The sequence below is a fragment of the Pseudomonas sp. ZL2 genome, assembly GCF_054788455.1.
This window is the reverse complement of the sequence record NZ_JBGOGX010000001.1, coordinates 118,558-130,917: the sequence shown is the minus strand read 5'-3', so window position 1 is coordinate 130,917 and position 12,360 is coordinate 118,558. Positions and strand designations below refer to the sequence as shown.

The 12,360-nt window shown below is 61.1% G+C and carries 13 protein-coding genes; 8 read left to right on the top strand and 5 right to left on the bottom strand.

Annotation, left to right across the window (positions count from 1 at the left end):
• Positions 1-27 precede the first annotated feature (27 nt).
• Complete coding sequence (gene azu / locus ABM562_RS00610; protein ID WP_115089069.1) at positions 28-474, top strand: azurin; 447 nt, start codon at positions 28-30, stop codon at positions 472-474.
• A gap of 95 nt (positions 475-569) precedes the next feature.
• Here azu and nadE read toward each other — a convergent pair whose 3' ends face one another.
• A complete protein-coding gene (gene nadE, locus ABM562_RS00605) occupies positions 570-1,397 on the bottom strand; it encodes an ammonia-dependent NAD(+) synthetase (RefSeq protein WP_115089067.1) in 828 nt (275 codons plus the stop codon).
• Positions 1,398-1,400: 3 nt separating this feature from the next.
• Positions 1,401-2,603, bottom strand: coding sequence for a nicotinate phosphoribosyltransferase (gene pncB, locus ABM562_RS00600; RefSeq protein WP_038997430.1), 1,203 nt, complete (start codon positions 2,601-2,603; stop codon positions 1,401-1,403).
• Positions 2,604-3,073: 470 nt separating this feature from the next.
• Between pncB and ABM562_RS00595 the strand changes: the two genes are divergently transcribed.
• From ABM562_RS00595 to ABM562_RS00565, 7 genes are all read left to right on the top strand, one after another.
• On the top strand, positions 3,074-4,210 hold the full coding sequence (locus ABM562_RS00595) for a branched-chain amino acid ABC transporter substrate-binding protein (protein WP_115089065.1): 1,137 nt from the start codon (positions 3,074-3,076) through the stop codon (positions 4,208-4,210).
• Between the two features lie 160 nt (positions 4,211-4,370).
• Complete coding sequence (locus tag ABM562_RS00590) at positions 4,371-5,285, top strand: ABC transporter permease subunit (RefSeq protein ID WP_010221625.1); 915 nt, start codon at positions 4,371-4,373, stop codon at positions 5,283-5,285.
• 2 nt (positions 5,286-5,287) lie between these two features.
• A complete protein-coding gene (gene livM / locus ABM562_RS00585; protein ID WP_115089064.1) occupies positions 5,288-6,571 on the top strand; it encodes a high-affinity branched-chain amino acid ABC transporter permease LivM in 1,284 nt (427 codons plus the stop codon).
• On the top strand, positions 6,568-7,443 hold the full coding sequence (locus ABM562_RS00580) for an ABC transporter ATP-binding protein (protein WP_038997426.1): 876 nt from the start codon (positions 6,568-6,570) through the stop codon (positions 7,441-7,443). Before livM ends, ABM562_RS00580 begins: the two co-directional genes overlap by 4 nt.
• Positions 7,440-8,156: an ABC transporter ATP-binding protein gene (locus tag ABM562_RS00575; protein ID WP_115089062.1), complete on the top strand. Its 717-nt coding sequence runs from the start codon at positions 7,440-7,442 to the stop codon at positions 8,154-8,156. The genes ABM562_RS00580 and ABM562_RS00575 overlap by 4 nt, the downstream gene beginning before the upstream one ends.
• Positions 8,157-8,539: 383 nt before the next feature.
• A complete protein-coding gene (locus tag ABM562_RS00570) occupies positions 8,540-8,809 on the top strand; it encodes a hypothetical protein (RefSeq protein WP_115089060.1) in 270 nt (89 codons plus the stop codon).
• A 23-nt stretch (positions 8,810-8,832) separates the two neighbouring features.
• Positions 8,833-9,600 (top strand): SDR family oxidoreductase, encoded by a 768-nt coding sequence (locus ABM562_RS00565; protein WP_115089514.1) that lies wholly within the window; start codon positions 8,833-8,835, stop codon positions 9,598-9,600.
• An 83-nt stretch (positions 9,601-9,683) separates the two neighbouring features.
• Here the strand turns inward: ABM562_RS00565 and ABM562_RS00560 are convergent, their stop codons facing one another.
• From ABM562_RS00560 to ABM562_RS00550, 3 genes are all read right to left on the bottom strand, one after another.
• Entirely contained in the window at positions 9,684-10,793 is a 1,110-nt protein-coding gene (locus ABM562_RS00560) for an AGE family epimerase/isomerase (RefSeq protein WP_460420457.1), read from the bottom strand.
• Between the two features lie 177 nt (positions 10,794-10,970).
• Positions 10,971-11,600 (bottom strand): TetR family transcriptional regulator, encoded by a 630-nt coding sequence (locus ABM562_RS00555; protein WP_115089055.1) that lies wholly within the window; start codon positions 11,598-11,600, stop codon positions 10,971-10,973.
• A 134-nt stretch (positions 11,601-11,734) separates the two neighbouring features.
• Positions 11,735-12,136, bottom strand: a complete 402-nt coding sequence (locus ABM562_RS00550) for a hypothetical protein (protein WP_115089053.1) — start codon at positions 12,134-12,136, stop codon at positions 11,735-11,737.
• Positions 12,137-12,360 lie beyond the last annotated feature (224 nt).

Genomic DNA, 12,360 nt, shown 5'->3' with positions numbered 1-12,360 from the left:
TAAAAACCCCTGCCATGGAGATTCACGATGTTTGCCAAAGTTGTTGCAGTATCCTTGCTGACCCTCGCCAGCACTCAGGTATTTGCCGCTGAGTGCAAGGCGACGATCGACTCCACCGACCAGATGTCGTTCAACACCAAGGCTCTGGAAATCGACAAGAGCTGCAAGACCTTCACCGTCGAGCTGACCCACTCCGGTTCGTTGCCGAAGAACGTCATGGGCCACAACCTGGTCATCAGCAAAGAAGCTGACATGCAGCCGATCGCCACCGAAGGCCTGGCTGCCGGCATCGACAAGAGCTACCTGAAAGAAGGCGACGCGCGCGTGATCGCCCACACCAAGATCATTGGCGCTGGCGAGAAGGATTCGCTGACCATCGACGTGTCCAAGCTCAAGGCGGACGAGAAGTACGGCTTCTTCTGCTCGTTCCCTGGCCACATCTCGATGATGAAAGGCACCATTACCCTGAAGTAATTGCCCTGGGGCTGCTTTGCAGCCCATCGCCGGCAACGCCGGCTCCCACACCGATTACCGTGGGAGCCGGCGTTGCCGGCGATTCAATCAGCGCCTCAAGGCGCGAATGGCATCTCGCGCTTGTGCTGGGTCTTGCGGTACGTGGCACTGATGATGTCGAAGGCTTCCTGGCTCACCGGCTCGCCATGCAAAAACGCATCGATCTGCGCATAGGTCACGCCGTGGGATGCTTCGTCCGGCTTGCCGGGCGCCAGGTCTTCCAGGTCTGCGGTCGGGACCTTCTCCACCAGTGATTCCGGCGTGCCAAAGCTGCGGGCGATGGCCCGTACCTGGTTCTTCACCAGGCCACTGAGCGGCGCCAGGTCGCAGGAACCATCACCAAATTTGGTAAAGAAACCCATCACCGCTTCGGCGGCATGGTCGGTGCCGATCACCAGGCCCTGACGGGCGCCGGCGATGGTGTACTGGGCAACCATGCGCATGCGCGCCTTGGTGTTGCCGACGACGAAGTCGACCATCGCCGGCGAGCCGTTCTCCAGGGCCTTGACCTCGGCTGCCAGGGCGCGCACGGCCGGGGCGATGTCGACGGTGTGCACCTCGTCGGCCTTGATCACCTCCAGGCAGGCCTGGGCGTCGTGTTCGTCGTGCTGCACCTGATAGGGCAGGCGCACGGCAATGAAGCGGTACTGCGCGTCACCGCTCTCGCTGCGCAATTCATTGATCGCCCGTTGCGCCATCAGCGCGGCGGTCAGCGAGTCGACGCCGCCACTGATGCCCAGCACCAGGGTCTTTAGCCGTGCGTTGTTCAGGCAGGTCTTGATGAAGGCCACGCGCCGGGTCACTTCGGCTTCGAGCGCGGCGCTGTCGGCGAACGGCGGCTGGACCTTGAGCGCTTGGGCAATCTCTCGCTGGACGGCTTGCATGAATTACTCCTTGGACACTTTGAAGACGTGGCGCAGGTAGGCGACGAAGTTTTCGTCGCGGCATTGGGTCTTGGCCGCCTCATCGGAAATCTTGGCGACGGGCTGGCCGTTACAGTCGGTCATTTTAAGCACGATGCTCATCGGCGCCACCCCGGGCAGGTCGCAGGTGAGGTTGGTGCCGATGCCGAAGCTGACGTTGATGCGCCCGCGCAGGGCACGGAAGATCTCCAGCGACTTGGTCAGGTTCAGGCCGTCGGAGAACACCAGGGTCTTGGTCATCGGGTCGATTCCCAGCTTGCGGTAGTGGGCGATGGCCTTTTCCGCCCATTGCACCGGGTCGCCCGAGTCATGGCGCAGGCCATCAAACAGTTTGGCGAAGTACAGGTCGAAATCGGTCAGGAAGGCATCCATGGTGATGCAATCGGTCAGGGCGATGCCAAGCAGTCCGCGGTATTCGCGCACCCAGCAGTCGAGCGCGGCGATCTGGCTGTCGATCAGCCGCGGCCCCAGTTGCTGGTGGGCCATGATCCATTCATGGGCCATGGTCCCCAGCGGCTTGATATCCAGTTTCCGTGCCAGGTGCACGTTGCTGGTGCCGACGAAGCGCGCCGGGAAATCATCCTTGAGTACCCGTACCACTTCTTCCTGAACCTTGTAGGAGAAGCGTCGGCGGGTGCCGAAGTCGGCCACCTGCAGCTCGGCCAGTTCCTCGCTGCTGGCATTGGCCTTGAGCCAGTCGAACTTGCGATACAACTGGTCGCGGGCATCGCTCAGTTTTGCCTGGGGATGACGATGGCGGTTGCGCACTTCGCTGATGATCGCCAGCAATGGCACTTCAAACAGGATCACGTGCAGCCAGGGCCCGCGCAGGCGCAGGTACAGCTGATCGTTCTCGACCCCCAGTTGCAGGTAGCGCAGGTTGAAGCGAAACAGCCCGAGAAAGCGCAGGAAGTCCGGCTTCATGAAGCTGATCTGTTCAAGGAAGCCCAGCTGGCCATTACCCAGGCTCAGTTCGCACAGCTGCTCGATCTGTTCGCGGATCTGCGCCAGATAAGGGCGCAGGTCTTCACCGTTGCGGCAGCGGAATTCCCACTCGACGTCGACGTTGGGGTAGTTGTGCAGCACGGCCTGCATCATGGTCAGCTTGTAGAAATCGGTGTCGAGCAGGTTCTGCACGATGCGATCGGCAAATGCACTCTCGCTCATAGGGGGCTCCAAAGGGGGCGCACGCCATCACCGCCAGTGATGACGCACAGACTTGCGCATTGTGCCAGCCTTTGTCGCCATGAGGGCAGGCCGGGGCAGGGGTAATTCGGTAGCAGGCTACAGGTAGCGGCGCTTTTAGCGGTCAGCGACTAGCCTGTAATGGTGCCCGCTGTAGCAGTCGCGCACCAAGGATGTGCAGTTCGGTTACGCATCCTGTTACAGGCTGGTTGCACGTAACCAAAACCCAGGGTTGCAATGATGGCACTTCGTGGTTGCTCTTTTTTGTCGGGGCGGGTGGCGCTTTCCGTAAGGCAGACGGTTGCACGACCAGTAAAAAAAGGCCGCGAATCCTTGCTGCGCAACTTGTTCACGAGTTTTTCCAGAATAAAAAACCAATGGCACGGCCCTTGCTCAGAGCAATTGCTGAAAGTTGTAGTGCCAACCAAAAAAAACTCCAGGAGCACCACCTCATGTCGCAGACGTTTTACAAGAAAGGCTTTCTGGCCCTCGCCGTGGCTACGGCGCTGGGCATTTCTTCGTATGTTCAGGCCGACATCAAGATCGGCGTAGCAGGCCCGATGACCGGTGCCAACGCAGCGTTTGGCGAGCAGTACATGAAAGGTGCACAGGCGGCAGCCGACAAGGTCAATGCCGCGGGCGGGGTCAACGGCGAGAAGATCGTGCTGGTCAAGGGTGACGACGCCTGCGAGCCGAAACAGGCCGTGGCCGTGGCCAACCGCCTGGTTGACCAGGACAAGGTCATCGGTGTGGTCGGGCACTTCTGCTCGTCCAACACCATTCCGGCCTCTGAGGTGTATGACGAGGCCGGTGTCATCGCAATCACCCCGGGTTCGACCAACCCGGCAGTTACCGAACGCGGCCTGACCGGCATGTTCCGCATGTGCGGGCGTGACGATCAGCAGGGTATCGTCGCCGGCGACTACATCGTCGACGTGCTCAAAGGCAAGAAGGTCGTGGTCCTGCATGACAAGGACACTTACGGCCAGGGCCTGGCGGATGCCACCAAGGCCCAGCTTGAGAAGCGTGGCGTGAAACCCGTTCTTTACGAAGGCCTGACCCGGGGCGAGAAAGACTTCAGCGCCGTGGTCACCAAGATTCGCGGCGCTGGTGCCGATGTCGTCTACTTCGGTGGCCTGCATCCGGAAGCGGGTCCTCTGGTGCGGCAACTACGTGAGGCGGGTCTGAAAGACGTCAAGTTCATGTCCGATGACGGCATCGTAACCGACGAACTGGTCTCCACCGCTGGTGGCCCACAGTACGTCGATGGCGTGTACATGACCTTCGGCGCCGACCCGCGCCTGCTGCCAGACAGCAAGGCCGTGGTCGAGGAGTTCCGCAAAGGCGGTACCGAGCCAGAAGGCTACACCCTGTACGCCTACGCCTCGGTCCAGGCCCTGGCTGCAGCGTTCAACGGCGCCAAGTCGAACAAGGGCGAAGACGCTGCCAAGTGGCTCAAGGCCAATCCGGTGCAAACCGTGATGGGCGAGAAGAAGTGGGACACCAAGGGCGACCTGACGGTCTCCGACTACGTGGTCTACCAGTGGGACAAGGACGGCAAGTATCACCAACTGGAAAAACAAAAATAACAACGGTAGGCGACCCGGGCCTGTGCCCGGGTCGCTACCCGGTTTTGCGCCGTACCTGTCTTTTCTCGTAGATCTGCACAACCCTGCGCTGCGAGGGCCGCTTCATCCGGGGCTCACCGTAGTCGGCGCTTGTGCAATCTCAAATACGTGAGATTGCGTTATGGATGGTATTTTCCTGCAGCAACTGGTCAACGGGCTGACTCTCGGGTCTGTCTATGGCCTGATCGCCATCGGCTACACAATGGTCTATGGCATTATCGGCATGATCAACTTCGCGCACGGCGAGGTGTATATGATTTCCGCGTATCTCGCGGCAATCAGCCTGGCATTGCTGGCGTATTTCGGTATCGAATCCTTTCCCTTGCTGATGCTCGGGACGCTGATCTTCACGGTGGTGGTCACCGGTGTCTACGGCTGGACCATCGAACGCATCGCCTACAAACCCCTGCGTAACTCCACCCGCCTGGCGCCGCTGATCAGTGCCATCGGCATCTCGCTGATCCTGCAGAACTACGCGCAGATCAGCCAGGGCGCACGCCAGCAAGGCGTACCGACCCTGCTCGAAGGCGCCTGGCGCGTCGAGGTGGGCACCGGATTCGTCCAACTGACCTACACCAAGATCTTCATCCTGGTGGCAGCCTTCGTCGGCATGGCCGCACTCACCTACATCATCAAGTTCACCAAACTTGGACGCATGTGCCGGGCCACCCAGCAGGATCGCAAGATGGCCTCGATCCTCGGTATCAACACTGACCGGGTGATCTCCTATGTGTTTGTCATCGGTGCAGTCATGGCGGCCCTGGCCGGCGTGCTGATCACCATGAACTATGGCACCTTCGACTTCTATGCCGGCTTCATCATCGGCATCAAGGCCTTCACCGCTGCGGTCCTCGGTGGCATCGGCTCATTACCGGGCGCCATGCTCGGCGGGATCATCCTCGGGATTTCCGAGTCGTTGTTCTCCGGGCTGATCAACTCCGACTACAAGGACGTGTTCAGCTTCTCGCTGCTGGTGCTGATTCTGATCTTCCGTCCCCAAGGCCTGCTGGGTCGCCCACTCGTGGCGAAGGTGTAAGTATGTCTGCTGCCAATACAACTACATTCGATATCAAGCGCAGCCTGATCGATGCGATTCTCGCCGGGCTGATTTCCCTGATCGTGTTCGGGCCCATCGTCGGCGTGGTGCTCGACGGCTACAGCTTCAACCTTGAACCCACCCGTGTTGCCTGGCTGGTGGCCGGGGTCATGGCCGGGCGTTTCTTGCTCAGCTTGTTCCTGCAGACACCCAAGGGCCAGTCGATCCTCCAGGGCTTCGAGGGCAGCGGCTCCGGGGTGCACGTGCTGGCGCCAGACTACAAATCGCGGCTGCGCTGGATCATCCCGGCACTGATCGTGATTGCCATCGTCTTCCCGTTCTTCGCCAACAAGTACCTGCTGACCGTGGTCATCCTCGGCCTGATCTACGTGCTGCTGGGCCTGGGCCTGAACATCGTGGTGGGCCTTGCCGGCCTGCTCGACCTGGGCTACGTGGCCTTCTACGCCATCGGCGCCTATGGCCTGGCCCTGGGTTACCAGTACCTGGGCCTGGGCTTCTGGACTGTGTTGCCACTGGCGGCGATCGCGGCGGCGCTGGCCGGGTGCATATTGGGCTTCCCGGTGCTGAGGATGCATGGCGACTACCTGGCCATCGTCACCCTGGGCTTTGGCGAAATCATCCGGCTGATACTGAACAACTGGTTGTCGTTTACCGGTGGCCCCAATGGCATGCCGGTGCCGTCGCCAACGTTCATGGGCCTGGAGTTTGGCCGCCGGGCCAAGGACGGCGGGGTGCCTTTCCATGAGTTTTTCGGCATCGCCTACAACCCCAATGTGAAATTCCTGTTCATCTACATCGTGCTGTTCCTGGTGGTGCTGGCGGTGCTGTACATCAAGCACCGGCTGACCCGCATGCCGGTCGGCCGCGCCTGGGAAGCGTTGCGCGAAGATGAGATCGCCTGCCGCTCCATGGGCTTGAATCATGTGTTGGTGAAACTCTCGGCCTTCACCCTCGGCGCCTCCACCGCCGGCCTTGCCGGGGTGTTCTTTGCCAGTTACCAGGGTTTCGTCAACCCGTCGTCGTTCACCTTTTTCGAGTCGGCGCTGATCCTCGCCATTGTCGTGCTCGGCGGCATGGGCTCGACCGTCGGCGTGGTGATCGCCGCGTTCGTGCTGACGGTGGCGCCGGAACTGCTGCGCAGCTTCTCCGAATACCGGGTGCTGTTGTTCGGCGTGCTGATGGTGTTGATGATGATCTGGAGACCGCGTGGCCTGATTCGCATCAGCCGTACCGGTGTAGTTCCGCGTAAAGGAGTGGCGCCATGAGCGATGACGTGATTCTCTCGGTTGAAAACCTGATGATGCAGTTCGGCGGCATCAAGGCGCTCAGCGATGTCAGCCTCAAGGTCAGACGCAACCAGATCTTCGCCCTGATCGGCCCCAACGGTGCGGGCAAGACCACGGTGTTCAACTGCCTGACCGGCTTCTACAAGGCCAGTGGCGGCAAGATCGAACTGAACCTGCGCGGCACCCGCACCAACGTCATCCAGCTGTTGGGCGAACGCTTCCAGCTGGGCGATTTCGTCTCGCCCAAGCGCTTCATCAACCGCCTGCACTACAAGATGTTCGGCGGTACCCACCTGGTCAACCGCGCCGGGCTGGCGCGGACCTTCCAGAACATCCGCCTGTTCCGGGAAATGTCGGTGGTCGAGAACCTGCTGGTGGCCCAGCACATGTGGGTCAACCGCAACCTGCTGGCCGGCGTGCTCAACACCAAGGGCTACCGCAAGGCCGAAAGCGATGCCCTGGACCATGCCTTCTACTGGCTGGAAGTGGTCGACCTGGTCGACTGTGCCAACCGCCTGGCCGGTGAGCTGTCGTACGGGCAGCAACGTCGCCTGGAAATTGCCCGGGCCATGTGCACGCGCCCGCAGATCATCTGCCTGGACGAACCGGCCGCCGGCCTCAACCCGCAGGAAACCGAAGCGCTGAGCAAGATGATCCGTGTGCTGCGCGACGAGCATGACCTGACCGTGGTGCTGATCGAGCACGACATGGGTATGGTCATGAGCATTTCCGACCATATCGTGGTGCTCGACCACGGCAACGTGATCGCTGAGGGCGCGCCACAGGACATCCGTCACAACCCGACGGTGATTGCCGCCTACCTGGGCGCCGATGAAGAGGAACTGGTATGAGTACACCGATCCTCGAACTGAAAGAGATCGACGTGTTCTACGGGCCGATCCAGGCCCTGAAGAAAGTCTCGCTGCACATCGATGAAGGTGAAACGGTGAGCCTGATCGGCTCCAACGGCGCCGGCAAGTCGACCCTGCTGATGTCGATCTTCGGCCAGCCGCGGGCAGCGGCCGGGCAGATCATCTACCGTGGCACCGACATTACCCACAAGTCATCGCACTACATCGCTTCCAACGGTATTGCCCAGTCGCCGGAAGGCCGCCGGGTGTTCCCCGATATGTCGGTGGAAGAGAACCTGATGATGGGCACCATCCCCATTGGCGACAAGTTCGCCAGCGAGGACATGCAGCGTATGTTCGAGCTGTTCCCGCGGCTCAAGGAGCGGCGCAACCAGCGCGCCATGACCATGTCCGGCGGCGAGCAGCAAATGCTCGCCATCGCCCGGGCGCTGATGAGCCGGCCCAAGTTGCTGCTGCTCGATGAGCCGTCGCTGGGCCTGGCACCGATTGTGGTCAAGCAGATCTTTTCCACCTTGCGTGAGCTGGCGCAGACCGGCATGACCATCTTCCTGGTGGAGCAGAACGCCAACCATGCGCTGAAACTCTCGGACCGCGCCTACGTGATGGTCAACGGCCATATCCGTATGACCGGCACGGGCAAGGAGCTGTTGGTCAACGAGGAGGTGCGTAACGCCTATCTGGGCGGGCACTGATCGGTAGCTGAAAAAACGCCCCGCTTGACGGGGCGTTTTTTTTGTCCACAGTTTTGTGGAAAACCTTGCGGCGACTTTCTTTTGGGCGCGACAGAAAGTCGCTTTAACTGGCTGTTTTATCAGCTTTTGAGTTGTCCACTATTGGTGTGGAAGCGACTGTGGGTAACTTGGGTGCAGCTTGCTGGAAGCCTTTATCTACAAGGCTTTCAGGCTTGTGATTGTTTTTTGATCAGGTTTTTTTCCGGCGTTCGCATCGGGGTTTGTCAAGTGTTTTGTCCTTAGCGCAAATGGCGATTAAACGGCTCCAACAGCCTGTGGATAACTCTGTGGGCAAGCCTTGGAAAGATCGACGTAGACAGCGTCGTTACAGGCCTGGAGCCATCATGGAAATCCGCGCCTTGGGCGACTGCTACCACCCTGAGGTCAAGGCCAGCGCCCAAGGTCAAGGAAAATACTTGCTCAAGGCCCGGATTACGCGGCTTGCAGGGTTTTCAAGTTGCCCCCGGATTTTGTGGAAGGGCTTGTGGATAAGATGCGCAAAGCTTGCTACAGGCCGCCTATACCGGGGCTTACACAGGTTTGATCGTTTTTTGTACAGTGTCCTGAATGGCTTGCTGCCGAACGCGGCGGCGGGCATGCTGCAAACCCTGTGATCAGCCTCATCAAGGAGACCCGCATGACCTCTACCGTATTCATCACTGGCGCAACCTCCGGCTTCGGCGAAGCCTGCGCCCGTCGTTTTGCTGAAGCCGGCTGGTCGCTGGTGCTGACCGGTCGCCGTCAGGAGCGCCTGGAAGCGCTGTGTGCCGAGCTGTCGCAACAAACCGAAGTGCACGGCCTGGTGCTCGATGTGCGTGACCGCAAGGCCATGGAAGAGGCCATCGCCAACCTGCCACCGGCGTTCGCCAAGCTGCGCGGGCTGATCAACAACGCAGGCCTGGCCCTGGGCGCTGACCCGGCGCCCAAGTGCGACCTCGATGACTGGGAAACCATGGTCGACACCAACATCAAGGGCCTGATGTACAGCACCCGCCTGCTGCTGCCACGGCTGATCGCCCATGGCCGTGGCGCGACCATCCTCAACGTCGGCTCGGTGGCGGGTAACTATCCGTATCCGGGCAGTCATGTGTATGGCGGCACCAAGGCGTTTGTCGGGCAGTTCTCGCTGAGCCTGCGCTGCGACCTGCAGGGGACTGGCGTGCGGGTGAGCAATATCGAGCCGGGCCTGTGCGAGAGCGAGTTCTCGCTGGTGCGTTTCGGTGGTGACCAGGCGCGTTACGACGCCACCTATGCCGGGGCCGAGCCGATTCAGCCGCAGGATATCGCCGAGACCATCTTCTGGATCATGAACCAGCCGGCGCACATCAACATCAACAGCCTCGAGCTGATGCCGGTGAGTCAGGCGTGGGCGGGTTTTTCGATCGATCGTTCAGGCAAGGCTTGAGGGCCTTTCGCTGGCAAGCCAGCTCCCACAGGGATTTCAGGCCACCAGGGCCATTGTGGGAGCCGGCCTTGCCGCCGATAGCGTCAAAGCTGACGCTGCAGCCCTTCCAGGCAAGTCGCCAGATGGTAAGGCGTAGTCGACGGCATATCGAAGCGGCTGACCTTGCCATTGGCATCCCGGCACTCATACCAGCCTCCGGCATGCAGGAAATTCTGCTGCAGCGCCTTGAACTGGGCCAGCACCGTGGCGGCGCTCGCCGGGCGCAAGGTCAGGGCGCGCAGGTATTCGGCCTGGGCCCAGATGCGCTGGGTAGCGTCGCGCACCTGGCCATCGGCGCTGAGCATTGCCAGCACCGCCGTGTCTTTCACGCCGCAGTGTTCGGCATAGGCGAATGCCCGGCTGAGCGACCCATGCAACTCGCCACCGCGTAACAGCGGCGAAGACTCCAGCAAGTAGAACCATTCGAACTGGTGACCCGGTTCGAACCAGTTATCCACAGCCCCGCGCGGCATTTCCAGCATCACCCCGTGTTCAGGGTCGATGAAGTGCGTCTGCATGGCCGCTGCCAGGGTTTCCAGCGCTTGCTGAACAGTTTCATCGTCACGCACCGACAGGGTGGCGAGGAAGGCTTCGGCCAGGTGCATCAGCGGGTTCTGCAGCGGGCCGCTGGCCAGGTCCGACCAGTCTTCGCCAAGGCTCGCCTCGTACAGGCCGTCATCACGGGCGAACTGCACGGCCACCACTTCCAGCGCAGCGTTGAGGGTCGACTCGACCAGCGGCTCGCGGACCTTGCCCCAGTAATGCGCGCAGGCGAAGACGATAAAGGCGTGGGTGTAGAGGTCCTTGCGTCGGTCCAGCGGCTTGCCCTGGGCATCGATGCTGTAGAACCAGCCGCCGTGCTCGGCATCATGGAAGTGCCGCTGCAAGGAGCGAAACAGAGCCGCGGCGCGCTCGCTGGCGCCGGGCTGCTCGATACGGCTGCTGAACAGGTACAGCTGGCGTGCGCAGGCCATGGCCCGGTAGCGCTGCACCGGCATGGGTTGCTGCTGTGGGTCGAGGGCTTCGAAGGGCAGGGCCATGTCTGCATTCCAGCCCGGGCCTTGCCACAGCGGCACGATGCGCTGGTCAAAGTGCGTCTGGACCTCGGCGAGCAGGGCGGGCAGTTCAGGCTGGGCAGTACGAAGGTCGGGCATGGAAAAAGTTCGTCGCGGTCGGTGCGTTTGCGCGCAATGGTAGCAGGAAACGGCGGCGACTTTGCCGGCCTCATCGCTGGCAAGGCCAGCTCCCACAGGACTTCGGTGGGGTCAGTGATCTCTGTGGGAGCCGGCCTTGCCGGCGATGGGCTGCGAAGCAGCCCCGGAACAGACTGCCTACAGGGTGCTGAGCCCCTGCCAGTGCTTGGCGCCGACAAAGATGAAGCGCAATTGCTGGGTGATTTTTTCCTGGGCGCTGATCGGTTCGACGGCGCTGGCGCTTGGTTCGTCGATCAGTTCCGGCAGGGTGGCGAACACGGTTTTCACCACCAGGTCGGCCATCACCGCCAGGGCTGCGGCGTCCAGGTGCTGCCAGCGCGGCATGCGTGCAAGGTCGGTGGCCAGGTCCGAGCTGATGCCCTGGCGCAGGGTACCGATAGCCTGGCGTACCGGCTGCGAACCACCATATTGCTCGCGGGCCAGGAACAGGAACTGGGCGCGGTTGGCTGCCACCACGTCGAGAAAGATCCGCACCGAGGCATCGGTGATGCCGCCGAGCTCGAATTCGTTCTGGCGCACCAGGCGGATGGTCTGGCGAAAGGTTTCGCCGACTTCATTGACCAGGGCCAGGCCCAGTTGGTCCATGTCGGAGAAATGCCGGTAAAAGCCGGTAGGGACGATGCCTGCGGTTTTCGCCACTTCGCGCAGGCTGATGCTGCCGAAGCCTCGACCGCTTTCCATCAGGTGGCGGGCGGCATCCAGCAGGGCGTGGCGGGTCTGTTGCTTTTGTTCGGCGCGCGGCAGCATGGCAAGTATCGGCAGGCAGTGAAACAGCCCTGCACTCTAATAGCCTGGCGCCAGAAAAACAAAGCCCGGTCAATGGACCGGGCTGGGAGGGGAGCTACTACAGCACTGGTGTCTCTTGTTGTCTGGCATAGGCTTCAGCTCGCGCGTTGGATTTCGATCAGACGATCAGAACCACCTTCTGCGACCTCGAAGCGTGCTTTCAGACGGTCAGAACCACCTTCGGCTACCTTGTAGTACTGTTTCAGGCGATCAGCACCACCCTCGGCAACCTTGACCCGGTCATTCAGGCGATCAGCACCACCTTCGGCAACGCGGTTGTTGCGGTCAAGTACGCGATCCGAGCCACCTTCGGCAACACGGTTGTTGCGCTCCAGCAGCCGATCCGAACCGCCTTCGGCCAGCGGGTTCAGCGGTTGCGAAATCACCGTCGAGCTGGAACGCGATTCGGCGGTCAGGGCTTGTTCGGCGGCGGGAACGGCAAAGGCGTTGGCGGCCAGGATGGACAGGGACAGGCTCAGCAGTAATTGGCGTTTCATGATTCGGTGCTCCTCGGCGGGGCTGGAAAGTGGGTACGGAGCCAATGCTACGCCGGGAAACGCCAGATAAAAGTTCATAAAGATAATGGTAACAATCAACGGAATTGATGCTTTGCAGCGGCCGCTCTAAACCGCAGTTTACGGCGCGATGAGCGACGGCGCCGAGGTCGTTACCGGGGCAGCCGGATGAGGTAACGATCGACAAAAGTTGAGAAAAAGGTCAG